Source organism: Rahnella inusitata (assembly GCF_003263515.1).
Classification (GTDB): Bacteria; Pseudomonadota; Gammaproteobacteria; order Enterobacterales; family Enterobacteriaceae; genus Rahnella; species Rahnella inusitata.
Window position 1 is genome coordinate 92019 of record NZ_JYDE01000020.1, and the last position, 26997, is coordinate 119015.

Here is a 26997-nt window from a genome sequence, read left to right on the forward strand (position 1 = left end):
AGCGGTGCGCTTGCCTTTTGGGGATCATTTTTATCAATAGCGGGGGATGATCGCATGATCTTTGGGGGGAGGTTTTGTGAATTTGAGCCCTGCACTGTGCGCGTCCCGGCTCCCCCATGGCAGCCGCAGCCTAAAGACTTTCCCTATAATGAAACGCTTTTGGTGGTCTGAAATGCAACATCACCGACGTTGCATTTCTCTTTCTTCACTTATTTCTTCTTATTGAGCATCGATTTTAAATCGGCAAACGGATTATAGGTTGCTGCATCAACATCGTTTTGCGCGTCTTCTCCCGCCACAACCGTTGAGCCGTAAAGATCGGCTTCGGTGTACTTCGAGTGCTCATGGTCATGACAATACAGACACAATAACTCCCAGTTACTGCCATCTTCCGGATTATTGGTATGGTCGTGATCGATATGGTGAACCGTTAATTCGCGCAGATTGGAATAAACAAATTCCCGCGTGCAGCGTCCGCATACCCATGGATAGATTTTGAGCGCTTTTTCACGATAGCCGCTTTCCAGACGCGTATAGTTTTTTGGGATCAATGCCATGACGATGTTACCTGTTACAAAGTGATAATTTTACGAAAGTGAACCAATATATCCCGTAATGGGGCCGAAGGAGAAATGAAAGAGGGGGCAGAGAGGGACTTTTTGCGGCGCGGTAAAAAGAAAAATCCACGCCGTGGCGTGGATTTTTAATCAACATTCAGGTCTGTATGAAGCGAATCTTAACTTAGACATTAAACAGGAAGTTCATCACGTCGCCATCTTTCACAACGTACTCTTTGCCTTCTGAACGCATTTTGCCGGCTTCTTTCGCGCCTTGCTCACCTTTGTAGGTGATGAAGTCTTCGAACGCGATGGTTTGTGCGCGGATGAAGCCTTTCTCGAAGTCGGTGTGGATTTTACCCGCTGCTTGTGGCGCGGTGGCGCCGACAGGGATGGTCCATGCGCGGACTTCTTTCACGCCAGCGGTGAAGTAAGTTTGCAGGTTCAGCAGCTCATAACCGGCGCGGATCACGCGGTTCAGGCCCGGCTCTTCTAAGCCCAGTTCCTGCATGAATTCTTCGCGGTCAGCGTCATCGAGTTCGGCGATGTCAGATTCCACGGCGGCACAGACGGCAACGACGACGGAACCTTCGGCTTCGGCGATTTTACGCACGATGTCGAGGTACGGGTTGTTCTCGAAACCGTCTTCGTTAACGTTGGCGATGTACATGGTGGGTTTCAGCGTCAGGAAGCTCAGGTAGCGGATGGCCGCTTTGTCTTCTTCGGTCAGATCCAGCGCGCGAAGCATGCCTGCTTCGGAAAGCTGTGGCAGACATTTTTCCAGCGCAGCCAGTTCGGCTTTCGCATCTTTGTCGCCGCCTTTGGCTTTCTTCTGTACGCGATGGATCGCGCGTTCGCAGGTGTCGAGGTCGGACAGCGCCAGTTCGGTGTTGATAACGTCGATGTCATCAGCCGGATCCACTTTGTTGTTTACGTGAATGATGTTGTCGTTCTCGAAACAGCGCACAACGTGGCCGATGGCTTCGGTTTCGCGGATGTTGGTCAGGAACTGGTTGCCCAGGCCTTCACCTTTGGATGCGCCTTTTACCAGACCGGCGATATCCACGAATTCCATGGTAGTTGGCAGGATACGCTGTGGTTTTACAATCTCGGCCAGCTGGTCGAGACGCGGATCGGGCATTGGCACGACGCCGGTGTTAGGTTCGATGGTGCAGAACGGGAAGTTTGCTGCTTCGATACCCGCTTTGGTCAGCGCATTGAACAGAGTGGATTTACCGACGTTCGGCAGGCCGACGATACCGCATTTGAATCCCATGTTTTTCTCACCTTAATATCTTAGTTATCAGGTAATTAAAGTTAATTGCCTGATGTAATGACCATATTACGCCGCATTATACACGGAATAGTGATTTTTCTCGAACCGCTTGTGATGTGGTGGGCAAAACGTCATGGATTAAACCTTGCCTCGCTTTGCTCATTTTTAGATACTTGTCACAATTTTTTAACTGACTGGAAATGAACCGGATGTTTTATGTTTAGCCCGCGTGGTCTGAAGTTGTCGGAAGTGAAGAATGAAACGCTGGCGGGATTTGTGGTGGCGGTGTCGATGATCCCGGAAGCGGTCGGGTTCTCGCTGGTGGCCGGACTGTCGCCTATTGTCGGGCTGCACACGGCGTTTATTATCGGGCTGGTGACGGCGCTGTTTGGCGGAAAACCGGGAATGGTCTCCGGCGCGGCGGGGTCTATTGTTGTGGTTCTGATGAGTCTGGCGGCTCAGCACGGCATGGGATATGTGCTGTGGGCGACGATTTTCGCCGGTGTGATTCAGATTTTGATCGGCGTGTTCCGGCTCGGGAAGTTTATCCGGCTGGTGCCTCTGCCAGCGGTTCACGGATTTGTGAACGGGCTGGCGATTGTGATTATGCTGGCGCAGTTGCATATGATCGCCGGGCAGGGTCCGCTGATGTACGGGCTGGTGCTGCTGGCAATTGCCGTCGTCGTGCTGTTCCCGAAACTGACCAAAATTATTCCCGCTTCTCTGGCGGCGCTGATTGTAGTGTCGGCGGTGGCGATTGGTTTTAACCTGCACACGCTGCGGGTCGGCGATCTGGCGGATATCTCCGGTGCATTGCCGCACTTCAGTTTGCCGGTAGTGCCATTTAGTCTGGAAATGCTGAAAGTTGTGCTGCCTTATGCGGTGGTGATCGCGCTGGTCGGCCTGATTGAATCGCTGCTGACCATGACGGTGCTCGATGAAATGGGCGGCCATAAAGGCAACGGTAACCGTGAAAGCATCGCGCAGGGCGCGGGCAATACGATTTGCGGGCTGTTCGGCTGCTTCGCCGGTTGCGCGATGATTGGTCAGTCGATCATCAATTTCACCTCTGGCGGGCGCGGGCGTATTTCCGGCATCGTCGGCGCGATTTTACTGATCCTGTTCGTGGTAAGTCTGTCCGGTTACATCGGTTTGCTGCCGGTGGCGGCACTGGCGGGGATCATGCTGGTGGTTTGCTACAACACCTTCGAATGGAGCTCGCTGCGTCGTTTTCGTCGTATGCCGAAAGCCGATGCGCTGGTGATGGTGATTGTCACGGTGATCACTATATTCACCGATCTGGCGGTCGCGGTGATAAGCGGCGTAATTATCTCGGCGCTGGTTTTTGCCTGGCAGCAGGCGCGGATCCGCATTCGTGAGCACAAAACCAAGGGCGACCTGACGGTGTATAAGCTGGAAGGGCCGTTGTTCTTTGGTTCGGCGGCGTCGTTCTCGGAGCTGTTTGAGCCGAAAAACGATCCGCAAAACGTGGTGCTGGATTTTGCCGGTACGAGGGTGATGGATTCGAGCGGCGTTGAGGCGATTGATAAGCTGACGGCGCGCTATCTTGAGGCCGGTAAAACCATCCGGCTGCGGCATCTGAGCAACGACTGCGTGAGCCTGCTGAAAAAAGCCGGCCCGTTCTGTTCGCATGAACTGGATGACCCTGAGTATTACGTCGCTGAAGATACCCTCTGAAATGCAAAAGGTGCCGCATAAAACGGCACCTTTTTTCATTGTGTCAATCGGTCATTACACCAGAACAAACATCCCGTATGGGTGGATTTGCAGGAAGAAATTATCGCCTGCGGTTGGTTGCAGTTGCGTGGCGTTGACCTGCAACAGCAGCGATTGCCCGTGCCAGTCCACCGTCACTTCATACTGCGGCCCCATATAGGCGACATGGGTGATCACACAGCGCTGGCTGTCTTCACCCTGTAGCCCGAGGGTGATCGCTTCCGGGCGTACGCCGACCGTACATTGCTGCATTCCCGGCGCGAACGCCGCGGGTTTCGGGATGTGGTAGCCGAAAATTTCCACCGTGTCGCGGTGCAAATCCGCCGGGAAGACGTTGGCATCGCCCATAAAACTCGCCATAAAGCGCGAGGCTGGCTGGCGGTAAAGCTCCTGCGGTGCGCCAATCTGCATGATTTTGCCCTTGTTCATCACCAGCACCGTGTCGGAGACCGCAAAGGCTTCGCTCTGATCGTGCGTCACGTACAAAGAGGTGATGTTGAACTGCTGTTGCAGCTCGCGGATTTTTTCGCGCATGCTGCGGCGCAGGTTGGCATCGAGGTTGCTCAGCGGTTCGTCGAACAGCAACACTTTTGGCTTGAGGATCAGCGCACGGGCAAGCGCCACGCGCTGCTGCTGGCCGCCAGAAATCTGATCGACGTAGCGGTCTTCAAACCCGTCCAGATCGACCAGCGACAAGGCCTCACGCACGCGGTCGCGGATCTCGGCCTTCGGGCGTCCGAGCATTTTCAGGCCGTAACCAATGTTTTCCCCAAGCGACATATGCGGGAATAGGGCGTAGGACTGAAACACCATGCAGATATCACGCTGCTGAATGGAACGGTCGGTGACATCTTCGCCGTCGATGAAAATGCGGCCTTCAGACGGTTTTTCCAACCCGGCGACCATGCGTAAAACCGTGGTTTTACCGCAGCCGGACGGGCCAAGCAGGGTGACCATTTTACCTTTTGGGATCGCCAGATTCAGGCCTTCCAGTACGGTATTGGTGCCGAAACGTTTGGCGACGTTTTTCAGTTCAACAAAACTTTGCGTGGCTTGTGCCGGTGCCGGTTTAACCGGGTGTTCAGTGGTCATGGTCATGTCAAAGCACTCCAGAATTATTGGCCGGTTTTGGCTTTTGAGCGGGAAATACGCGCTTCGCCAACCAGATAGTCAAAGATGAAAATGATCGCCAGCATGACGACGATGAGGATCGAACCGTAAGCAATCGCCACGCCGTATTCGCCGTCTTCCACGCGGTTGAGGATGTAGGCAGTGGCGACGCGGGTATCCGGCGTGACCAGAAACACGATGGCGCTGACGGTAGTGATAGCGCGCACGAAGCTGTAAATCAGCGCCGAGAGAATGGCCGGTCGCAGCAGCGGCAGCAGGATGTACATCACCGTGCGCATCGATCCGGCACGCAGGCTGAGCGAGGCTTCATCCAGCGATTTATCCAGCTGTCCGAGCCCGGCGATACCGGCGCGGATACCCACCGGCACGTTACGCATCACCATCGAAATTATGACAATTGCCGCAGTGCCGGTCAGGTAAACCGGCGCACTGTTAAAGGCCAGAATGTAGGAGATCCCGGCGACCGTGCCCGGCACCGCGAAGCACAGCATGGTACTGAACTCAATGGTTTTTTTGCCGCGGAACTGCTGGCGTACCACGATGTAGGCAATCAGCAGGCCAAACAGCGCGGTGATCGGCGCGGCGATTCCCGCATACAGCAGGGTGTCGAGCAGCGACGGCCATGCGCCATCTGAGAAGCCCTGACCAAACAATTTGGTGAAGTTGGCGAAGGTCAGCGTGTAATCCACGCCCCAGTTGACGGTGAAGCTGCCGTAGAAAATGCTGCCGTAAAGCAGGGCGTTGAATGCCACCCACACCGCCAGCAGTGCGGTGACGCCCCACACCAGCGTCACCGGCAGCGGCTGAACGTCGCCGCGTGACGTTTTACCGGAAATGGTGACGTAGGAACGTTTGCCGATCCACATGTACTGCACGCAGAACACCAGCAAGGAAAACACCAGCAGGATCACGCCGAGCGTACTGGCAGCCTGATAATCCAGCTGCGCGCCGGTGATGTAGAAATAAATCTGCGTGGCGAGCACGTCGAAGTTGCCACCGAGCACCAGCGGGTTACTGAAATCCGCCAGCGACTGGACAATGACGATGAGAAAAGCGTTGGCCAGTGCCGGTTTGAGCAGCGGCAAAAACACGCGGTGGAAGGTCTGCCAGCGGCTGGCGCGCAGGGTGTACGACGCTTCTTCCAGCGAAGGATGAATGGTTTTGATTGCGCCGTCGAGGATCATAAACGCCATCGGCGTGAACGCCAGAACCTGCGCCAGCCAGATGCCGGTAAATCCATACAGCCAGTTAGTGTTGGTCAGCCCGAACCAGTCCGCCATGAATTCGGTGAGATAACCGGAGCGGCCCATCATCAGCGTCACGCCGAGGCCAACGATAAACGGCGGGGTGACGATCGGCAGAATCGAGAAGATACGGCCAATCACCGCTGACCGTTTGGCGATACGCGTGGTGTAAATGGCCAGCACCAGCCCGAAGAAAGTACAGCCGATACCGACGGCCACCGAGAGCAGGAACGAGTTCCAAATCACCTGCAAAATATGCGACTGGCCAAGCACTGCCATAAATGCCAGCGGCGCGAAATCACCGGTGTCGTTGGTGAACATCGGAATGAAAATCGCAATGCTCGGATAAATGATGAAGACGGCGATCAGCGCGATAATGCAGATGAGCGAGCCGAGTACGAAGCGGTCGCCGCCCAGCCATTCAAGTCGTGAAAGCGCCAGCGAGCAAATCGCGCCCAGCGCAATAAACATCAAAATGCTGCCGTAGCCCAGCCCGCGCCCAATCAAGGTGGCGCTGACAATCATAAACAGCGCGCAGAACACCGACCAGGCGGCATCAAACTGATGACGGCGACGGGCTTCCAGCCGCTGTGCGTAACGCGGGCGGAACAGCAGTGCCATCGGCAAGATCAGCCACAGCAGGCTGAGGTTCAGCCCGGACCAGCCGTAGGCGGCAAGGATTTCATCCGACGTGGATTCGAGCAGACCGTAGTCCAGGCTCCACGACGGCAGCAGCACAAAGGCCGCCAGAATCAGCCCCAGCCAGCCGAAAACCGGGTCGCGGCGTCGGGTGTCAGGCAGCGTTAAAGAATGAGACATAACGTCCCCTTATTAAGAGAGAAAAGGTGTTGGCGATAAATAATTTTTTGCCCCTCCCCGTAGCCGGGGAGGGGGCTGAATCCTATCAATGTGTTACGTGGGCTTTTATTGTGTCTCTTTGCCCATCTTCACTTCGTTGACCCATTTGGTGATCAGTTCTTTACGCATATCGGACGCGCCGTACTTGTCCATATCGTAATTGATCAGTTTCAGGTCGCTCATTTTCAGCGAGTTCGGGGAGGTTTCTGCGGTGGTGTTGGTCAGGATCTGATAGGACTGGCCTTTCTTCCACGCCAGTTCTTGTGCCTCTTTGGACAGCGCCCAGTCGACAAACAGTTTGGCATTATCCAGATTGCGTGCGCCTTTCAGGATACTAACGCCGCCGATTTCATAGCCGGAACCTTCGCAAGGGGAGATCAGTTTCAGCGGTGCGCCGCTCTCTTTTTCCTGAGCGTAATCATGCAGGAAACCGATGCCGATGGCGGTTTCGCCACGTGCAGCATTACGGGCCGGGGCGATGCCGGATTTGGTGTATTGGGAAATGTTGGTGTTGAGCTTTTTCAGGTAATCGAAAGCCTGATCTTCGCCCCACAGCTGCGCAAAGGTGGCCAGCGCGGTGTAGGCGGTGCCGGAACTCTGCGGATCGGCAATCTGAATCTCGCCCTTGTAGACAGGGTTGGTCAGATCCTTCCAGCATTTCGGTTCGGGCAGGTTTTTCTCTTTCAGGCGGTTGGTGTTGACGCCGACGCCCAGAATGCCGATATATACGGCGGAGGAGTAGTTACCTTTACGCTTGGCCGGATCCTTGAAATTCGGCATGATTTGCGCAAGGTTGGGGGAAATGTATGCCTGCAACAGATCCATCTCACCCGCCTGCGACTGCGGATCTAAGGTGCCGCCATACCAAACGTCAGCCTGCGGGTTTTTCTTCTCCGCTTCTACTTTCGCCAGCGTGCTGCCGGAGCCGTTGCGGATAAAGGAGGTTTTGACGTCATACTTTTCGCCAAAGGCTTTGGTTTCTTCTTCACACATGGCGTTGGTGGCGGAGCAATACACCACCAGGCGGCCTTTGGCCTGGGCGGCACCGGTGAATGCGGTCATGGCAATGGCCGCGGCGAGGAGGGAGTAGGTGAGTTTAGATTTCATGGTGTTTACCTTTTTCTTGTTATGTTGCAGGACAGAGAACCTTGTCAGTTGTCCGGCGGAGCGGACTGTAATTCGCGTTTGCTGATCCCGGCCATCATCATGGGCATCAGCAGCAGCCCGACGCATGCCGAAGCCATCGTCAGTACGGCAAAAAATCCCCACCAGCCGTAGTGTTGCATCACCACTGCCAGTGGCCACCCGGCCAGCGCCGCGCCGAGGTAGGCGAACAGGCCGAGGAATCCGGTCACCGTGCCCGCCGCGTCTTTATGTGAATATTCCGTGGCCGCAAGACCTATCAGCATTTGCGGGCCGAAAACAAAAAATCCGATGCTGAAGAAACTCAGCGCCAGCAGCCCGAAGTGATGCACCGGCGCCAGCCACAGAGCGGTGACGGTCAGAAACAGCCCCAGAGAAAACAATAAAATCATCGGTGCGCGCTGCCCGCGAAACAGCAGGTCAGAGCCCCAGCCGGCGAACAACGCGCCAAGCAAGCCGCCGAGTTCGAAAAGTGACAGTGTCGCGTTTGCACTGAGCAAATTGACGCCGTGGTTCTCCGCCAGCCAGATATTGCCCCAGTCGTTGAGCGCGATGCGGATCAGGTACACCAGCACGTATGAGACGCCGAGCAGCCAGAGGGTGCGGTTCTGCAAAATCGTCTCGCGCAAAATCTGCATCATGCCCATTGGCGGGCTTTGCTGTTCCTGGCGGAGCTCCAGCGGATCACGCCGCCATTCGCCTACGGTCGGTAAGCCTTCCTGCTGCGGTGTGCCGCATAGCTGGCGACACAACCACAATCCGAGAACAATGCCCACCGCACCCGGTACCAGCAACGCCGCCTGCCAGCCCCAGGTGGCCGCCAGTAATCCTGACAGCAGCGGAACCGCCGCACTGCCAATGTTGATCGACGTATTCCAGCAGCCCCACCAGAACCCGCGTTCATTGCGTGAATACCAGTGCGTCAGCAATCTGGCGCACGGCGGCCATCCCCAGCCCTGAAAAAATCCGTTCAGCGTCCACACAATCAGCAGTGCAGTCAGCGAATGGCAGAAGGCGAACAGGATATTCAGCACGCCGGTCATCAGTAACCCGACGCCCATAAACCAGCGGGCTCCGGTACGGTCGCTGTAGATCCCTGAGATAAATTTTGAGCCGCCGTAGGCCAGATAAAACAGCGTGCCGAGCAGGCCGATATCCCCTTTGGTCAGCCCCAGTTCCAGCTGCATCACCGGCATTGCGAAGGTCACGCTCCGACGGGTGAGATAGAACGCGGCGTAACCGATAACCATTGACAGCAATAAATGCACGCGCCAGTAACGGTAGTTTTTATCCACATCAGTGGCGGATAACGGCGTTGCGGTCATGGTGTTCTCCAACGTATTGAGGCGAGTGTAGGCGGGTGTTTTGTCGGGCGGATGAGACAAGGTTTTAGATGACTAGGAATTATTCCTAGTCAGGGCGGTGTTCTTTGCAAATTTGTGGGCAACTTAACAATTATGCGCGTACCCGCCTGCTGGCTGAGCACCCATTCGCCGCCGAGCGCCCGGACCCGTTCTTCAATTCCGCGCAGCCCGAAACCTTCCTGCACTGGCTGAGTGAAGCCGATGCCGTTGTCGCAGACGTCCAGTACCAGCATAGGGTGTTGTTCGGTCAGGCTGACACGTACCTCGGTGGCTCCGGCATGCTTGTTGATGTTGTTGAGCAACTCCTGCACCAGCCGGTAGAGCGTGAAGATCAGAGTATCGTCGGTAGGCACGCCCGGCAGCCGGTAATCCAGCTGAAAATCGATGCCCTGCTGCGCGAAGGCAAATTCACTGGCCAGATGATGCAGGGCTTTATCGAGCGCCATTTCATCCAGCACCGGCGGGCGGAGCTGGCGCAACAGTTGCCGCGTGGTGTGGTGAATACGCTGGGAAAGTTCGCCGATCTGCTTTGCGGCCGCGTGCGTGGCCTCACCGTGCGGGCTGCGGTCGACCAGCATCGCCTGGATCTGTATCGCCGTGATGTTCTGGCCGATTTCATCGTGCAGCTCGCGGGCAATTTCCTTGCGAACGGCTTCTTCGGTATGCACCAGCCGTTCGGTCAGCTGGCGTCGGGTGTGGAGTTCCTGCTCCAGCTGCAACCGGTAGCGATTGAGATGCGATGCCAGCTGTTGCTGACGGCTGATGGCGATCCCAAGTCCGATGCCGAGCAGCGCCTGCGTCGAGAGAAACAGTTCCAGCTCCAGCAGATCGTGAAACGCGCCACTCATCTGGCGCGTGACGGTGATCATCAGGCTGCCCAGTATCGCCGCCAGCACGCCGCCTTGCCAGCCAAAGGCATAGGCCATCACCACGTTAGGCAGGAATACCAGAATGATCAGCAGCCTTTCCACTTCGGGTGCCAGCGTCATTTGCAGACAGACGGCGAGGGCGAAGAACAGCGAGCACCAGATCAGTAACGAGGTGCGCAGCGGTGGATCGGGGATCTCCTGCGCCAGCAGGTTTTGCAGATGTTGCTGCTTGAGGTATTCGTAAATCAGATAGATGAAAGGCGTCAGCAGAATACCGCCGGTGAACGAGGCGAGCAGCGTCTGGCTCAGCGGCGAACTCAGCCACAGGCCTGGCATAGCCATCTGTAACAGGCTGTTGCCTGCCACGGCACCGAGCAAAAGTAGAAGCCGTTGCCAGTAGAGGGTAAATCGTCGCCAGAAATGCTGCACCAGTGCGGCGGGGATCAGGCTGAGGAAAGGCGAAAGCAAAATAATCCAGTGCGTCTGCAACTGTTCACTGTGCAGCCAGACGGCAATGCCGAGCTCCGACGCCAGCATCGCCGGCCAGTAACGGCGCGAAAGCAGCGTCATCAGCGCCAGGCGTAAGCCCTGCGGCAGAAGCAACATCGCCTGCTGACCGTTTTGCGTGAGGTAAAAACTGATCGACCACAGCGCCAGCCAGCACAGGCTGTAAAAAATGGCGAGAAACAGCGTCAGGCCAAATCTGCGCATCAGGCGAGCAGGTTATGCTGGATGGCGAAATGCACCAGTTCGATAGTGGTTTCGCACTGGAGTTTTCCGAGGATATTGGCACGGTGGACGTGAACGGTTTTATGGCTGAGTTCGAGCTGTTCGGCGATGGCCTTTACGCTCAGCCCGTTGACCAGTAAGTCGAAAATCTCGCGTTCGCGCGGCGTCAGCGCCTGAAGCGCTTTCGGCGTTTGCTGGCTTTGGCGCAGCGCCAGCAGGGCATCTGAGCAGAGATAACGGCCACCGGCGTGAACCGTGCGCACTGCCTGCACCAGTTCTTCAGGACCGCAACGCTTGGTGAGATAGCCGCCGGCACCGGCGTCCAGCGCGCTTTGCACGAAGGCCGTGGTGTCGTAAATACTCAGAATAATGGCACGAAAATCAGGCCGCTGATGGCGTATGCGCGAAAGCAGACTTAGTCCGCTTTCGTCGGGCATGGCGATATCCATCACCGCCACGTCAATGTTCATTTTCAGCAGCGACGACCACGCGTTCGCCGCCGAGGCGTACTGACCGACAATCTGAATATCGGGCTCAAGGCCGAGCAGCTGGGCAAAACCGGAACGGACCACCACGTGGTCATCAATCAAAGCAACGTTAATCATTAGGCGTAACTGAATGTAAATGAGATTCGCATAATGCTCATGAATAGTTGCGATTGGCAACAAGGAGCTCAGGAATTGCAGGGCAGGTAACGGAATTTTAGTTACGGCAGGGGGCGGCGGGAAGAAAAGGGCGCGAAGACTCTCCGCGCCCTGTCAGAAAGCGTTACAGCTCGGCTTTGAAGCTATGCAGGCGGCGCATAGTTTTTTCCAGGCCTTCTTTCATCAACAGCTCCGTGCAGCGCAGCGCTTCATCGATCGCATCATCAATCAGCTTTTGCTCATTGGCCGGTGGTTTACCCAGTACGAATCCCACCACTTTGCTCTTATCGCCCGGATGACCGATGCCGATCCGCAGGCGGTAAAAGTTCGGGTTATTGCCGAATTTGCTCTGAATATCTTTCAGACCATTGTGGCCGCCGTTACCGCCGCCGAGTTTGATTTTCGCCAACCCCGGAGGAATATCCAGCTCGTCGTGGGCGACCAGAATTTCTTCCGGTTCAATGCGATAGAACTGTGCCATCGCCAGCACTGCTTTACCGCTGAGGTTCATAAAGGTGGTCGGCACCAGCAGACGAACGTCCTCACCGGCCAGAGACAGCCGTGCTGTATAACCGAAAAACTTACTTTCTTCTTTCAACTGCTGATTGTGCTGACGGGCGAGGAGGTCGACATACCAGGCACCCGCATTGTGACGGGTTTGGGCATATTCGGCACCGGGATTGGCCAGCCCGACAATTAATTTAATGCTGCTCACGGTTTTCGCTTCTTTATCTGGTGAGGTTTAGGCGCACAGTTTACCTGCCTGTCAGTGCCATGCCAAATAAAGGGCGGGGGAAAAACCACTGATAGCGTCGAAAATGAATAATGCCAACAGATAACTATTCACCCTGCGAACGTATATGTCTGGAAAACGTAAAGTTTTGTCACTCATTGTTCGTTGAATGTGATCGTTGCCGCAAAGTGAACCGGTTGGGACGTCTATAGTTAAGGCAGGAAAAGACAAGACAGCAATGATGCTAAATGAACGCTATCTGGAGGTGACATATGAAACGTAAAACCGCAACAAGACTGGGCAATGCCCTGATGGGTCTCGGTTTGCTCACAATGGTCGGTGGCGTTGGTTATTCCATTTTAAATCAACTACCTGAGCTCGGACTGCCGCAGTTCCTGGCGCACGGCGCGATTGGCAGCATCTTTATCGGTGCGATTTTATGGCTGGCCGGTGCGAGAGTCGGTGGACGCGAACGTGTAGCAGATCGCTACTGGTGGGTACGTCATTACGACTCACGTTGCAGTAAGTCTCATCGCCATTCCTGATGTAGCCTGAAGGCTGGACATAAAAAAACCGTTGTCGCTCACGCCACAACGGTTTTTTGCATTTCTGATGAATCAAAACATTTAAAACAAAACGCCCCTGAAAACAGGGGCGTGATGATTAATGCTCGAACATCGCAGAAATGGATTCTTCGTTACTGATGCGGCGGATAGCCTCGGCCAGCATACCTGACAGCGTCAGGGTACGGACTTTCTTCAGCGCACGAATTTCAGCGGAGAGCGGGATGGTGTCGCATACGATCACTTCGTCGATGACGGAGTTACGGATGTTTTCCACTGCATTGCCGGAGAAGATCGGGTGAGTTGCATAGGCGAATACGCGTTTTGCACCGCGTTCTTTCAGTGCTTCAGCCGCTTTACACAGCGTGCCACCGGTATCAATCATGTCATCAACCAGAACGCAATCACGGCCAGCGACGTCACCGATGATGTGCATCACCTGAGAAACGTTTGCGCGTGGGCGACGTTTATCAATGATGGCCATGTCGGTATCGTTGAGCAGTTTAGCGACGGCACGGGCGCGGACAACGCCACCGATGTCCGGAGAAACCACGATTGGGTTTTCCAGGTTCTGTTGCAGCATGTCTTCGAGCAGGATTGGGCTGCCGAATACGTTGTCTACAGGGACATCGAAGAAGCCCTGAATTTGCTCTGCGTGGAGATCCACGGTCAGAACGCGGTCAACGCCAACGCTGGAGAGGAAATCAGCCACCACTTTCGCGGTGATAGGGACACGGGCTGAACGAACCCGGCGATCCTGACGTGCGTAGCCGAAGTAAGGAATAACGGCGGTGATACGACCGGCGGATGCGCGGCGTAAGGCATCAACCATCACGACCAGTTCCATCAGGTTATCGTTAGTAGGCGCGCAGGTGGACTGGATAATGAAAATATCTCCGCCACGTACATTTTCGTTGATTTGCACACTTACTTCACCGTCACTGAAACGACTGACGGCGGCGTCACCAAGGCTGGTGTATAAACGGTTGGCAATACGTTGTGCTAGTTCCGGGGTGGCGTTACCAGCAAAAAGCTTCATATCAGGCACGAGAAGAACCTCAGGCTTGCGTCCAGGGAAGACATTGGCTTTTGGCACCACCGGGCGGTGAGCGGTACCAAAGCATTATGCTCACGAGAAAAAACTTACCCGTCATACTTCGAGCCGCAGATGCGTTGGCTGCTCTCATTCACCCAAATCACTTACATGAGCAAGCTCGTTGGGAGTCATTCGATTGCCGCCTTCCTGCAACTCGAATTATTTAGGGTAATAAATCTTGAATCTTAAAACAAAACTCGGTGTGAATAAGTTGTAGCAAGTAGCTGGCAAAGAACAGACACAAAACGACTGTGACGCTCTACGCTTTGCCCGCATCCCTCAACCAGGTTTCACGAAAACGGTGCAAGGGCGAGATGTTAACGCCTTTCGCGACAAAACCCCGCATCCACGATGGGGCTTTGTCTAAAACGTGACGGGCAGCAGATTCGGTGTCGAATTCGGCAAACACACAAGCCCCTGTCCCAGTCAGTCTTGACGGCGCGTATTCTAACAGCCAAGAAAGTAGCTGTTCAACCTCGTAAAATCGTTTTCTCGCAATCGGTTCGCAATCATTTGCGTAAGGCGTGTTCAAAAGCACATTAACAGTGCGTTTTGGTGTATTTCTGGTCAGTTCAGGATCGCCGAAAATCACCGGGGTCGGAATACTCACGCCGGGGTGGGCAATCAGAAACCATTTTTCCGGCGGTTCTACCGGGTGCAAAATCTCGCCGACGCCTTCAGCAAAGGCCGCATGACCTGTCACAAAAACAGGCACATCGGCACCGAGGCGGATACCCAGCTGCGCCAATTCGGTATCAGAATAGCCACAATTCCATAACGTATTGAGCGCGATGAGCACGGTCGCTGCGTTGGACGAACCGCCACCCAGACCGCCGCCCATCGGGATACGTTTTTGCAGAGAAATCTCCGCACCCAGAGAGACGCCCGCGTGTGACTGCAACAGACGCGCGGCGCGGATAACCAGATTCTCGTCATCCGCCACGCCGTCCGTTGGCGTGGTCAGCACGATCGCGCTGTCATCACGTACGGTAAAACTCAGGCTGTCGCCGTAATCCACAAACTGAAACAGCGTCTGCAAGTCGTGATAGCCGTTCGGGCGCTGCCCGGTGATATAGAGGAACAAATTGAGTTTAGCCGGAGACGGCCACAATTGCTGCGTCATCTCAGTTAAGCGTCCAGTTATCCATTTTCAGCTTGATGCGTTGTTCGCCCTGCGTCATTTCCAGACGCTGCGGCAGGGAAGGTTTGGCATCGTCGTCGTAGCTTTGATAAACCACGGTGCCCGGTTTGCCGTTCTGCGTGAACTTGACCTGAGACAGGCGGTACTGGCTGTCGAGGGTGAAATCGGTGCCATCACCCGGCAGGCCGAGCATCCACAAACGCAGATTATCCAGCGGGATCGACATACCGGTCAGCTTCTGGATCATGTCGTCTGGATTGTCGCTGGTGTAATGCTTGCCTTCATTATTGGTCAACTGCGCCACGCCGCTTTGTACTTTTAGCTCCATTTCGGTGCTGCCGAGCGGGTTAGTCAGCAGTAAACGGTAGCTGTCGCGGGAATATTGTTGCCAGAAAAAGCGGGCATAGACTTTCTGTTTATCAGAAAGATAAGCAAAAGAGCCGCGGGTCTGATAGTGGTCAAGCTGTTTGACCTGAGCTTCGTGTTCACGCCATTGCGCAGACGTCGGGCTGGTCGCCGGGCCTTTGGGCGTATTAAAAGAACACGCGGCAAGCACTAAGCTTGCAAGAGGGAGAAGGCGAACAAAATGGGTTTTACGCATTGGCATAACAGATTAAATCCTTTGTGCGATGGCGAAATGTTGTTTTGGTTAACAAAATGACTCGATAAACCAAAAGGTGCCAGGACAAATTCGGCGTGCGCTAGTTTAGCACAGCCAACGCATCGGGTGTTCTCAACCCTGTGCTGATGATCGGTGATACACCTGTTTTGGGACAATGCTGAGGGGGATACTCTCTACGCGGGGGGGTAATCGAAGGGCTAAAGGACGTCACCCTGACCTTGTTTCAAGGTCAGGGTGACGTGAAATAATATTTATGATCTTAAAATGAAAAAAAATGTTTCTTATCTGTTTTATTCATTTTCAGTACAAGCCAGCTATCACCCAGTCTGGGGTACACGGCACTCATATATTCATTAATGAAATCTGAAAATTCATTTTTTCTTTGAAATGTAAATTCACCTTTATTTGAATCAAAGAAACGAATGGCGTCAAGGTCGTTGGTCAGGGAATAGCCCATCGCATGTACACCCAATACGCCATTAATAATAATGAGTCCATATAAGGGGGCAGTTTGAGAACCTATCGCCTCCTTAAAAAGGGATGTAGTGAATGCGCTATCAATGTTTCCGGTGAAAAAATTTGTTTTAGAACTGGCTAAATTAAGATTGCGTTTATGCCCCCACTTCTTAACTTGTTCAGCAATGACCGTATTGTAGAGTCGTATGTTATTTTTAGCGAAAGCACTGCCAGAACTGAGAATCAGCTTGTCATTATCGTCAAAATAGAGATTGTCCGTTTGCGAGAGAAGAGACTTTTTCAGTTCTTTCACATGCCACTTTTGCCAGCGTGTTACTCTCGATTGTACTTTGTTTTTCTCAAAGTAATCTCCACTCATTTTATATTTACTTGTTGCATATAACCATGCGAGAGCCAGAGAAAAACAACACCCATCATCGTGTTTTTTTAATTTTTTATGACCTGAAATATAGCCCTCTTGATTGAATGACATTATTTTTGACATGCTTGCTCTTCTTTTTTCTCTTGTATGGGATAATGAAAAGAATATTGCCATGGGGCAAGGTAAGTAGCAGCTGAAACGATCTACATGATATATTTAATAACTCTACATATTGAGTGTTGATAATTAATGTCTTTCTTGTAATGGAGAAAGTTTATTTTTGTTGTGGGTAAAAGGTCAGAAATAAAAATCAATGAGATAACTGGTTTTTTTACATTTCTGCCCCGTTCGTCGCTGGGATTCTTCTGGCAGGGTGCTGCAAACGCAAAGATCAGAAAAGCAGAACCAAATCCACATCAGGATTTAACCGATGATGCTGTACGCCTTTTATTGATCTCGCGCATCTTGTAGAATGCGCAGCAGACGTAAACCCATACTATTATAAAGTATAAACCGATAACCGCTCCCTATATGACCCTGCTTGCATTAGGTATCAACCACAAAACGGCCCCGGTGTCTCTGCGGGAACGGGTAACCTTTTCACCCGAGACACTCGATCAGGCGCTCTCCAGTCTGCTCCAGCAACCGCTGGTGCAGGGCGGCGTGGTGTTGTCTACGTGCAACCGCACTGAGCTGTACCTCAGCGTCGAACAGCAAGGCAATCTGCAGGACCAACTGGTGAAATGGTTGTGCGACTATCATCATCTTAGCGAAGATGAAGTGCGCAAAAGCTTGTACTGGCATCACGGGAATGAAGCTGTCAGCCATCTGATGCGCGTCGCCAGCGGGCTCGATTCACTGGTGCTTGGCGAGCCGCAAATTCTCGGGCAGGTCAAAAAGGCCTTTGCCGAATCTCAAAATGGCCAAGCGGTTTCCGGTGAACTGGAGCGTCTGTTCCAGAAGTCCTTCTCCGTCGCAAAACGTGTGCGTACTGAAACTGATATTGGTGCCAGTGCCGTTTCTGTTGCGTTTGCCGCCTGTACGCTGGCGCGTCAGATTTTCGAATCCCTTTCAGAAGTGAGCGTGTTGCTGGTCGGTGCGGGTGAAACCATCGAGCTGGTCGCGCGCCATCTGCATCAGCATAACGTCCGCCATATGATGATTGCCAACCGTACCCGCGAACGTGCGCAGGCGCTGGCAACTGAAGTCAATGCGGAAGTCATCAGCCTGCAAGATATCGATTCCCGTCTGGCCGAAGCTGACATCATTATTAGTTCGACCGCCAGCCCGCTGCCGATTATCGGTAAAGGCATGGTGGAACGCGCATTGAAAGCCCGCCGTAACCAGCCAATGCTGATGGTGGATATTGCCGTTCCGCGCGATATCGAGCCCGAAGTCGGCAAACTGGCCAACGCCTATCTGTATAGCGTTGATGACCTGCACAGCATCATTCAAAACAATCTTGCCCAACGCAAAGCTGCCGCTATCCAGGCAGAAACTATCGTTGAGCAGGAGAGCTCCAACTTCATGGCCTGGCTGCGTTCGCAGGGAGCCGTTGAAATTATTCGTGATTATCGCTCGCGTGCTGATATTATTCGCGCCGACGCAGAAGCCAAAGCCATCGCAGCGATTGCGCAGGGCGCTGACGTCCAGGCGGTGATCCATGAATTAGCCCACAAATTGACAAACCGCCTTATTCACGCGCCAACCCGTTCTCTGCAACAGGCAGCCAGCGACGGTGATGTGGAGCGTTTGCAAATTTTACGCGACAGCCTCGGGCTGGGTCAGCAATAGTTCCTCCTTTTCTCACAGGGTTAAACACCACGCATGAAGCCTTCTATTGTTGCCAAACTGGAAGCGTTACAAGAGCGCCACGAAGAAGTGCAGGCGATGCTCGGCGACGCCAGCGTTATTGCCGATCAGGACAAATTTCGCGGTCTTTCCCGCGAGTACTCCCAGTTAACCGCCGTTTCTGAGTGTTTTCTGGCCTGGCGTCAGGCTCAGGAAGATTTAGAAACCGCCGAAATGATGCTCGACGATCCCGAGATGCGCGAAATGGCGCAGGACGAAATCAAAGACTGCAAAGCCACCATCGAAGAGCTCGAAGAAAAATTACAGCTTCTCCTGTTGCCGAAAGATCCTGATGACGAGCGCGGCTGTTTCCTTGAAATCCGTGCCGGAACCGGTGGCGATGAAGCGGCGATTTTTGCCGGTGATTTATTCCGCATGTACAGCCGTTACGCTGAAATGCGTCGCTGGCGCGTGGAAATCGTGAGCGCCAGCGAAGGCGAACACGGTGGTTATAAAGAAGTGATTGCCAAAGTGATCGGCGAGGGCGCTTACGGCCAGTTCAAATTTGAGTCGGGCGGACACCGCGTTCAGCGCGTGCCTGAAACCGAATCTCAGGGGCGTATTCATACGTCCGCCTGCACCGTGGCGGTAATGCCAGAAATCCCTGAAGCCGAAATGCCGGAAATCAACGCCGGTGATTTGCGCATTGATACCTTCCGTTCTTCCGGGGCGGGCGGTCAGCACGTTAACACCACCGACTCCGCGATCCGTATTACGCACATTCCCACCGGTATCGTGGTGGAATGTCAGGACGAGCGTTCACAGCACAAAAACAAAGCCAAAGCGTTGTCCGTGCTGGGCGCGCGTATCCGTGCCGCCGAAGTGGCTAAACGCCATGCAGAAGAGGCTTCAACGCGGCGGAACCTGCTGGGCACCGGTGACCGTTCTGACCGTAACCGTACCTATAACTTCCCGCAGGGCCGTGTTACCGATCACCGTATCAACCTGACGATTTACCGTCTGGACGAAGTGATGGAAGGCAAACTGGATGCACTTATCCAGCCGATCGTGCAGGAATATCAGGCCGATCAGCTCGCTGCGTTGTCTGAGCAGGACTAATGGATTTTCAGCACTGGCTGCGTGACGCCACCGCGCGTCTGGCCGGGGGCGAAAGCCCGAAGCGTGATGCGGAAATCTTGCTCGGCTTTGTGACTGGCCGGGCAAGAACTTTCATAATGGCGTTTGGTGAAACAGCACTTTCGGCTGAGCAACTTCAACAGCTCGGGACTCTGCTGGCGCGCCGCGAGCGGGGGGAGCCGGTTGCCTATCTGACCGGCGAGCGCGAATTCTGGTCGCTACCGCTCTCGGTTTCCCCCGCCACGCTGATTCCCCGCCCTGATACGGAATGTCTGGTGGAACAGGCGCTTGCACGCTTGCCGCAAGAACCAGTTAGGGTACTGGATTTAGGTACCGGCACCGGTGCGATTGCTCTGGCGATTGCCAGCGAGCGTCCGGACTGCCAGATAACAGGTATTGATCTGCAACCCGCAGCGGTCAGCCTGGCGCAACATAATGCGCAAAAGCTCGCCATCCCCAACGCACGTTTCCTGCAAGGCAGCTGGTTCACACCGGTGGCCGGTGAAACCTTCGCGCTTATCGCCAGTAATCCGCCGTATATTGACGCCGCCGATCCCCATCTGGCTCAGGGTGACGTACGTTTTGAACCGGCGAGTGCGCTGGTTGCCGATAATGCCGGTCTGGCTGATCTGGCTCATATTATTCTCAACGCACCGGCGTATCTTCAGCAGGGCGGCTGGCTGTTACTCGAACACGGCTGGCAGCAGGCGGATGACGTTCAGGCGCTGATGCGTGACGCCGGTTATCAGCAGGTATCGACCGTAAAAGATTACGGCGACAACGATCGCGTAACGCTCGGGCAATGGGTGTAGCCATCTAACCCTATAATAATTCGAAATATCCGAGGAAGCGGGCAATGACCTACGTCTGGATAAAAAATCTGCATTTGCTCACTATTACGCTGAGTATTACGCTGTTTGTTTTACGTTTTTTCTGGAAATGGGCGGGTTCTGCTATGATGCAGAAACGCTGGGTGAAGGTCGTGCCGCACGTGGTGGACACGTTGCTGTTATTAAGCGGTATCTCGCTTATCTTCATCACACACTTTTATCCGTTCAGCCCACAGGGAACCTGGCTGACCGAAAAGCTTTTCGGCGTTATTATCTACATCGCGTTAGGTTTTGTAGCCCTGAGCAAGCGCCCCGTTAGCCAGAAAACACGCTGGCTGGCCTTTATTCTGGCCCTGGCTTGTCTCTATCTGGTTCTCAAACTGGCGCTGACGAAAATGCCGCTGCTATTGGGATAACTATGAGTACCCTTGCTGATTTCGAATTTAACACTGCCCGTCTCAGTGCCGGAGTGATCAAAGTGACAGAGTCCGTGCGCTTTGATTTCAATGCGGAAGATGTCCGCCGACAGTTGCAACTGCTGGTTGATGAAGCGCGCCGCGCCGTGCCTGAAGATCTCGATCAGGATCAGCAGCTCGAAGTCCTGATTGAACTGTTTTATCGCACCTGGGGATTCGGCGGCGCGGGCGGTGTGTATCGCCTGTCCGATGCTATCTGGATCGATAAAGTGCTGGCCTCTAAGCAGGGCACGCCGGTCTCGCTGGGTGTGATTTTTCTGCACATCGCGCACGAACTTGATTTACCGCTGATGCCGGTTATATTCCCCACGCAGCTGATCCTGCGCGCAGACTGGCTGGATGAAGAGATGTGGTTGCTCAATCCTATCAACGGCGACACCCTTAACGAGCATATGCTCAGCGTCTGGCTAAAGGGCAATCTCGGCATCACGGCAGAAATCGAAGACGACGATCTGGAAGAAGCGGAAAACACCGTGATCGTGCGTAAAATGCTCGATACGCTAAAAGCAGCGCTGATGGAAGAAAGACAGTTTGAACTGGCGCTGCGGGCAAGTGAAACCGTGTTGCAGTTTGATCCGGAAGACCCGTACGAAATCCGCGATCGTGGCCTGATTTACGTGCAGCTCGATTGCAATCAGGTGGCGGTGTCAGATCTTAATTATTTTGTTGAACAGTGCCCGGAAGACCCGATTTCAGAAGTGATCAAAGTGCAGATCCATGCGATTGAACACAAGCACGTGACGCTGCATTAATTTATTATTACCTTACGTTATCATCTGACGAGTATCGAAAAGCGCCTCTGAAGGCGGTCGCAGATGAAGGATTTATCACTAAAAAGGCCAAAGCATGAAACATAAAGTGGTTAGCATTCAGGACATCAACGTCGCCAACGATCTGCCGTTTGTGTTGTTCGGTGGGATGAACGTACTCGAATCGCGCGAAATGGCGATGCGCGTGTGCGAACACTACGTCACCGTGACGCAGAAACTGGGCATTCCTTACGTTTTCAAGGCGTCTTTCGATAAAGCCAACCGCTCATCGATTCATTCTTACCGTGGTCCGGGTCTCGACGAAGGCATGAAGATTTTCCAGGAGCTGAAGCAGGCTTTCGGCGTGAAAATCATCACCGACGTTCACGAATCCTGGCAGGCACAGCCGGTCTCTGAAGTGGTTGACGTTATCCAGCTGCCTGCGTTTCTGGCGCGTCAGACTGACTTAGTGGAAGCGATGGCGAAAACCGGCGCAGTCATTAACGTGAAAAAACCACAGTTCGTCAGCCCTGGTCAGATGGGTAACATCGTCGATAAATTCAAAGAAGGCGGCAACGATCAGGTCATTCTGTGCGATCGCGGCAGCAACTTCGGTTATGACAATCTGGTTGTCGACATGCTGGGCATGAACGTGATGATCAATGCCACAGGCGGTCATCCGGTCATCTTCGACGTGACCCACGCCCTGCAAACCCGCGACCCGTTTGGCGCAGCGTCCGGCGGCCGTCGTGCCCAGGTTGCTGAGCTGGCGCGTGCGGGTATGGCAGTCGGTATCGCCGGTCTGTTTATCGAAGCGCATGAAGATCCGGCTAACGCGAAATGCGACGGCCCGTCCGCACTGCCTTTAGAGAAACTGGAACCTTTCCTGGTTCAGATGAAAGCCATCGACGATCTGGTGAAAAGCTTCCCGGCACTCGATACCAGCAAATAATCTGGCGGTATCGGAATGAACAAAGGCGACCACTGTGGTCGCCTTTGTTGTTTACGGGCTTCGGTTAATTTACGGGATTCGCTTAAAGTGCTTCCTCCAGCTTGCCGTAGAAACTGAGTTTGCCTTCAATCGGCTGCATTCTGGCGCGGGCCAGGGTTTTCAGCGGCTGGAAAAGAATTTCAGCGATGCGAACTTCGGTACCTTCCGTCAGGTTGTCGATGAAGTTGCGTAATGCATTCACGCCACCGGCATCCAGCACCGCCACGCGATCCCACAGTAAAACGATCACTTTCTTGCCTGAGCTGCGTGACTGTAATTCGCTGAAGATACGTTCGGCGGCGGCGAAGAACAGCGGGCCGTTGATACGCATGACCAGCATATCGTCCGGCGTTTCGACCGGGACTTCCGTCAGGCGGGTGAGTTTAGCGATACGCCGCATAAACAGCAGCGAGGCCATCACAATACCGGCGGTGATAGCGATCACCATGTCGAACAGCACGGTGAGGCTCATGCAGGTCAGCATCACCAAAATGTCGTCTTTTGGTGCGCGGCGCAGCAAATCCACCACTTTATGGGCTTCGCTCATGTTCCACGCGACCATCAGCAGCAATGCAGCCATCGCCGCCAGCGGCAGCCAGGAAAGCCACGGCGCGAGCACCAGCAGGGCGAGGATCACCAGCAGTGAGTGAATGATGGCGGAAACCGGTGAAGTTGCCCCCGCGCGGACGTTCGCCGCCGAGCGGGCAATGGCTGCCGTCGCGGTGATACCCCCAAAGAACGGGCTGACGATATTACCGATACCCTGACCGATCAGTTCACTGTCCGAGTGGTGCTTTTTACCGGTCATTCCGTCGAGTACCACGGCGCACAGCAGCGATTCAATCGCGCCAAGAATGGCCATCGAAAAGGCTGCCGGTAATAACGCCTGTACCAGCGACCAGCTCAGGCCACTGCCCTGATTCCAGGGTAGCGTGAACTGCGGCAGGATCGCCGGAATGCCGTTGCCCTGTGAACCATCAGGCAGAAGATAATGAAAACGCGAACCAATGGTGGCGACCGGATGTCCGGCCTGCATGAAAATTGCCATCACCGCGCAGCCCGCCAGCAAAGCCGGAAGATGCCCCGGTACGCGCAGCCCCAGTTTCGGCCAGAAGATCAGCACGCCGAGCGTCACGATACCTATGGCCGCATCGCCGAAATCCAGCGTCGGCATGGCCATCACCAGCGCCGCGACTTTACTCAGATAGTGCTCCGGCACCGTCGCCATTGTCAGCCCGAAGAAGTCTTTGAATTGCATGGTACCGATAGTGATGGCAATCCCCGAGGTGAAACCGAGCGTCACCGGCAGCGGAATGTATTCAATAAGACGGCCAAAGCGCGCCAGCCCCATCAGCAGGAGAATGAAACCGGACATCAGCGTCGCCAGTAATAAACCGGAGAGGCCAAACTGTTGTGAGACCGGGAAGAGGATCACCACAAACGCGGCGGTCGGTCCGGAAACGCTGAAGCGAGAGCCGCCGCAAATGGCGATCACAATCCCTGCTATCGCTGACGTATAAAGCCCGTATTGCGGCGGAACACCGCTGGCAATGGCCAGCGCCATGGCGAGTGGGATCGCGATGATCCCCACAGTGACACCGGCAATGGCATCTTTGAGGAGACGTGGGAGAGAGTATTTTTCATGGAAACAGGCATCAATCAGAGCACTGAACAGCCTGACACGGCGACTTCCTGAGGTATTCATACGGCGTAAACCACCTGACGAAAAAGGATTGAAAAGAACACGGGTTATCCATTACCCGAAAGCGCTAGCTTACGCCGATCATCCCGACGTCATCTAGATGTAAATCAAGGAGTGGCAAGGCTCTGGCCTGTAACCTGTGCGCCAGTTTAATTCCCTGCAATGTGACACGTCCCGCTATATTTAACTGTCGGGAACAATCAAGGCGTTGATCATCTATATTTAAGTTAAAACCCGTAATTTGGAGAGAAAAGCGTGAGGGGACGCATTTATCTATGCCGGATATATTATCGCTCAATAGCTTGTATGCGGATATTTGCGTTACGTATGCCACGCTGTCGATCATCTTTTTTGTCCTGAGTCGCAGCGAACCCTTCACCTTTAAAGGAGCGCACTGGAAACGCATCGTCTTCGGCGTAGTGGCGGGATTTACTGCCCTGTATTTGCGTAACAACAGACTGGTACTGGTCGACGACTTATCCTTCAGCTTCGAAATGCTGCCGATGATTTTAGTGACCTTTTTTGGTGGCTGGCTTAGCGGGCTGTGCAGTTTTATTGTGGCGTTTTTATTCAGCGGCATGTTCACCCTCAATAATCTGTTTATCGCCATTATTCTTTGTACGCTGTTCACTTTCCGCGTCTGGCAAAGACGTAAACACCGCGAACTGTATATCACCATCATTTTGGTCGGTATTTTCCGCCTGGCACTGGTATCGGGTATTCATGGAATCGACGTTCCCTGGTCAGAACTGATTTTTTATCAGATCATTGCCGCCGGTTGTATGATCCTCTGTTATCACGCGCTGAATTATAAAGAGATGTACATGAGCAAAGTCTTCACCATCCGCGTGAAGGCCGCGACCGATGAACTGACACAAATCAACAATCGCGCCAGCATCGATTACTGGCTGGCGCAGCGGCAGATCCAGCGCGAAGCCTGCGGGCTGATCCTGCTGGATATCGATAACTTCAAGCACGTGAACGACACGCTCGGGCATCTGGCCGGAGACCGGGTGTTGATAGAGGTAGGGCGTTTATTACGGCATCTGACGCGCAATGATGATTTTGCAGGGCGCTACGGCGGCGAAGAGTTTCTGGTGATGACCTCGAATTACGATCCCGATACGCTGCTGGCGATTGCCGAACGTATCCGCAAAGAAGTCGAGGATTGCCTGATTATTCTTGAGGATGGCAGGGAACTAAAGGTGACGGTGTCACTGGATGTTTCGCTGTATCTGCCGGGAATGATTATCCGTAAATCGCTGAAACTTGCTGATTTGTCTCTGTACGAGGCCAAAAGGCAGGGGAAGAATCGCGTCGTCGGCAGTTCTATTCTGACCCTGGCCGCACTGGGTGATAAACGTCCGCCTTCCCGATATCCCTGAGAATGAAAAAGAAAAGGAGCCGGTCACCGGCCCCTTTTTACTGCTGTGCGTACGTGACTTCCGTGCGCGTTACTTCTGCGTGCCTTCCTCAATTTTTGGCGGAGAGGTCAGGTCTGCGGCTTTTCGCATTTTTGCGACGTCCTTCGCGGTGACCGTCGCCGCCGCCGGATTGCCAAACTGCTGGCTGACGTAGTTACTCAGCGTGGCAATCTGCTCGTCGTCCAGCTGGTTAGCGAAAGATGGCATCATGACTTCACCTTTCTCCATGTGGCGCTGAACGCCATTCAGGATAACCGACACCTGATTGCGGTTGTCGTAAGACCCGGTGCTGGAATGGCTGAACAGTGACGGATAGGCGTGGAACCCTTCGCCAATTCCTTCCCCGCCTTTACCGTGACACGCGGCGCAGCTGGCGTTAAACAACGCCGCGGCGGATTTATCCATCGACAGACCCTGTGCGCGCACCGGATACACATCCTGATTTTTCTGGCCCCATTCATCGCGCGGTTTAGTTTGCTTATCATCACCCACTGCCGGAACGGACCGGATGTAGGTGGCGATGGCATTCAGATCGCTGTCGGATAAATGCTGGAGACTGTGCTCAATGGCTTCACCCATCGCACCGGACGCCGAGGCTTTCCCGGCGACAAACCCGGTTTTCAGGTAAGTCACCAGCTCTTCCTGCGACCAGTTACCGATACCGGCGTTTTTATCCGGGGTGATGTTAAACGCCACCCAGGATCCTAAATCACCGCCGGAAAAGGCGTTGTCGGTATCCATGCCCATGGTCAGCGTGCGAGGTGTGTGGCAGGTGCCGCAGTGCTCAAGTGCTTCGACCAGATACGCGCCACGGTTCCATTCGGCGGATTTCGACGGATCGTTTTTCAGCTCACCTTTGTCGAAGTTAAACCATTTCCAGACGCGCATGCCCCAGCGCTGGTTGAATGGAAACGACAAATCAGTCTGCGGTCCGGCAGAATGTACCGCCGGTTGCGACATCAGATAGGCTTTGATCGCCAGCACGTCTTCGCGTTTCATTTTGGTAAATGAGTCATACGGCATTGCCGGATAGAGCTGCTGACCCTCTTTACCCACGCCTTCGCGCACAGCCCGCACAAATTCATCGTCCGTCCAGTTGCCGATCCCAAACTCTTTATCGGATGAAATATTTGTGCCGTAAATCACCCCGAAAGGGGACGCCAGCGGATAGCCGCCGCCAAATTTTGCGGTTTTATCCGCACCCGGCGCCGTATGGCAGGCGGTACAGTCACCGGCGATCGCCAGATATTCACCACGTTTAATTAGCGCGGCATTCTCTGGCGTATCCGCTGCCCAGACGCTGGTCGCCACCATTAATGGCAACATCGCCAGCATGAAATTCATTTTCATTG

The 26997-nt window shown here is 54.1% G+C and carries 24 protein-coding genes; 9 read left to right on the plus strand and 15 right to left on the minus strand.

Features of this window, described 5'->3' with window-relative positions:
• Positions 1–209 precede the first annotated feature (209 nt).
• Both yajD and ychF read right to left on the minus strand, forming a co-directional pair.
• Complete coding sequence (gene yajD, locus TU92_RS13270) at positions 210–557, minus strand: HNH nuclease YajD (protein ID WP_112167693.1); 348 nt, start codon at positions 555–557, stop codon at positions 210–212.
• 184 nt (positions 558–741) lie between these two features.
• Positions 742–1833 carry a redox-regulated ATPase YchF gene (ychF, locus tag TU92_RS13275; RefSeq protein WP_112167694.1) on the minus strand — a complete coding sequence of 364 codons (1092 nt, stop codon included), beginning with the start codon at positions 1831–1833 and terminating at the stop codon, positions 742–744.
• A gap of 216 nt (positions 1834–2049) precedes the next feature.
• On the opposite strand from ychF, the gene TU92_RS13280 reads away from it, so the two are divergent.
• The gene (locus TU92_RS13280; RefSeq protein WP_112167695.1) at positions 2050–3531 is read left to right on the plus strand and encodes a SulP family inorganic anion transporter; all 1482 of its coding nucleotides are present in this window, start codon (positions 2050–2052) and stop codon (positions 3529–3531) included.
• A gap of 54 nt (positions 3532–3585) precedes the next feature.
• Here the strand turns inward: TU92_RS13280 and fbpC are convergent, their stop codons facing one another.
• The 7 genes from fbpC to pth all read right to left on the minus strand — a co-directional run bounded on the left by fbpC (position 3586) and on the right by pth (position 12267).
• Positions 3586–4662: a ferric ABC transporter ATP-binding protein gene (fbpC, locus tag TU92_RS13285; protein WP_112167814.1), complete on the minus strand. Its 1077-nt coding sequence runs from the start codon at positions 4660–4662 to the stop codon at positions 3586–3588.
• A 23-nt stretch (positions 4663–4685) separates the two neighbouring features.
• Positions 4686–6764: an ABC transporter permease gene (locus TU92_RS13290; RefSeq protein WP_112167696.1), complete on the minus strand. Its 2079-nt coding sequence runs from the start codon at positions 6762–6764 to the stop codon at positions 4686–4688.
• Between the two features lie 105 nt (positions 6765–6869).
• A complete protein-coding gene (locus tag TU92_RS13295) occupies positions 6870–7910 on the minus strand; it encodes an ABC transporter substrate-binding protein (RefSeq protein ID WP_112167697.1) in 1041 nt (346 codons plus the stop codon).
• Positions 7911–7954: 44 nt separating this feature from the next.
• Positions 7955–9271 (minus strand): MFS transporter family glucose-6-phosphate receptor UhpC, encoded by a 1317-nt coding sequence (gene uhpC / locus TU92_RS13300; protein WP_112167698.1) that lies wholly within the window; start codon positions 9269–9271, stop codon positions 7955–7957.
• 89 nt (positions 9272–9360) lie between these two features.
• Positions 9361–10890, minus strand: a complete 1530-nt coding sequence (locus TU92_RS13305) for an MASE1 domain-containing sensor histidine kinase (protein ID WP_112167699.1) — start codon at positions 10888–10890, stop codon at positions 9361–9363.
• The gene (locus TU92_RS13310) at positions 10890–11513 is read right to left on the minus strand and encodes a response regulator transcription factor (RefSeq protein WP_112167700.1); all 624 of its coding nucleotides are present in this window, start codon (positions 11511–11513) and stop codon (positions 10890–10892) included. Before TU92_RS13310 ends, TU92_RS13305 begins: the two co-directional genes overlap by 1 nt.
• Positions 11514–11676: 163 nt before the next feature.
• Entirely contained in the window at positions 11677–12267 is a 591-nt protein-coding gene (pth, locus tag TU92_RS13315) for an aminoacyl-tRNA hydrolase (protein ID WP_112167701.1), read from the minus strand.
• A 290-nt stretch (positions 12268–12557) separates the two neighbouring features.
• On the opposite strand from pth, the gene ychH reads away from it, so the two are divergent.
• Complete coding sequence (gene ychH, locus TU92_RS13320; RefSeq protein WP_112167702.1) at positions 12558–12830, plus strand: stress-induced protein YchH; 273 nt, start codon at positions 12558–12560, stop codon at positions 12828–12830.
• A gap of 118 nt (positions 12831–12948) precedes the next feature.
• Here ychH and prs read toward each other — a convergent pair whose 3' ends face one another.
• From prs to TU92_RS13340, 4 genes are all read right to left on the minus strand, one after another.
• Positions 12949–13896 (minus strand): ribose-phosphate diphosphokinase, encoded by a 948-nt coding sequence (prs, locus tag TU92_RS13325; protein WP_104921955.1) that lies wholly within the window; start codon positions 13894–13896, stop codon positions 12949–12951.
• Between the two features lie 307 nt (positions 13897–14203).
• A complete protein-coding gene (gene ispE / locus TU92_RS13330) occupies positions 14204–15067 on the minus strand; it encodes a 4-(cytidine 5'-diphospho)-2-C-methyl-D-erythritol kinase (RefSeq protein ID WP_112167703.1) in 864 nt (287 codons plus the stop codon).
• Between the two features lies 1 nt (position 15068).
• Positions 15069–15692, minus strand: coding sequence for a lipoprotein insertase outer membrane protein LolB (lolB, locus tag TU92_RS13335; protein ID WP_112167704.1), 624 nt, complete (start codon positions 15690–15692; stop codon positions 15069–15071).
• Positions 15693–15966: 274 nt separating this feature from the next.
• Positions 15967–16668 carry a YopT-type cysteine protease domain-containing protein gene (locus TU92_RS13340; RefSeq protein ID WP_167457504.1) on the minus strand — a complete coding sequence of 234 codons (702 nt, stop codon included), beginning with the start codon at positions 16666–16668 and terminating at the stop codon, positions 15967–15969.
• A gap of 408 nt (positions 16669–17076) precedes the next feature.
• Between TU92_RS13340 and hemA the strand changes: the two genes are divergently transcribed.
• From hemA to kdsA, 6 genes are all read left to right on the plus strand, one after another.
• Positions 17077–18339, plus strand: coding sequence for a glutamyl-tRNA reductase (hemA, locus tag TU92_RS13345; RefSeq protein ID WP_112167706.1), 1263 nt, complete (start codon positions 17077–17079; stop codon positions 18337–18339).
• Positions 18340–18372: 33 nt separating this feature from the next.
• Positions 18373–19455 (plus strand): peptide chain release factor 1, encoded by a 1083-nt coding sequence (prfA, locus tag TU92_RS13350; RefSeq protein WP_112167707.1) that lies wholly within the window; start codon positions 18373–18375, stop codon positions 19453–19455.
• The gene (gene prmC / locus TU92_RS13355; protein WP_112167708.1) at positions 19455–20285 is read left to right on the plus strand and encodes a peptide chain release factor N(5)-glutamine methyltransferase; all 831 of its coding nucleotides are present in this window, start codon (positions 19455–19457) and stop codon (positions 20283–20285) included. Before prfA ends, prmC begins: the two co-directional genes overlap by 1 nt.
• Before the next feature lie 44 nt (positions 20286–20329).
• A complete protein-coding gene (locus TU92_RS13360; protein WP_112167709.1) occupies positions 20330–20719 on the plus strand; it encodes a SirB2 family protein in 390 nt (129 codons plus the stop codon).
• 2 nt (positions 20720–20721) lie between these two features.
• Positions 20722–21531, plus strand: a complete 810-nt coding sequence (gene sirB1, locus TU92_RS13365) for an invasion regulator SirB1 (protein WP_112167710.1) — start codon at positions 20722–20724, stop codon at positions 21529–21531.
• 94 nt (positions 21532–21625) lie between these two features.
• Positions 21626–22480: a 3-deoxy-8-phosphooctulonate synthase gene (gene kdsA / locus TU92_RS13370; protein WP_112167711.1), complete on the plus strand. Its 855-nt coding sequence runs from the start codon at positions 21626–21628 to the stop codon at positions 22478–22480.
• 82 nt (positions 22481–22562) lie between these two features.
• Here the strand turns inward: kdsA and dauA are convergent, their stop codons facing one another.
• A complete protein-coding gene (dauA, locus tag TU92_RS13375) occupies positions 22563–24224 on the minus strand; it encodes a C4-dicarboxylic acid transporter DauA (RefSeq protein ID WP_112167712.1) in 1662 nt (553 codons plus the stop codon).
• A gap of 272 nt (positions 24225–24496) precedes the next feature.
• Between dauA and TU92_RS13380 the strand changes: the two genes are divergently transcribed.
• Positions 24497–25606 (plus strand): GGDEF domain-containing protein, encoded by a 1110-nt coding sequence (locus TU92_RS13380; protein ID WP_112167713.1) that lies wholly within the window; start codon positions 24497–24499, stop codon positions 25604–25606.
• A gap of 69 nt (positions 25607–25675) precedes the next feature.
• Here the strand turns inward: TU92_RS13380 and TU92_RS13385 are convergent, their stop codons facing one another.
• Positions 25676–26995 carry a cytochrome c gene (locus TU92_RS13385; protein ID WP_112167714.1) on the minus strand — a complete coding sequence of 440 codons (1320 nt, stop codon included), beginning with the start codon at positions 26993–26995 and terminating at the stop codon, positions 25676–25678.
• Between the last annotated feature and the right edge of the window lie 2 nt (positions 26996–26997).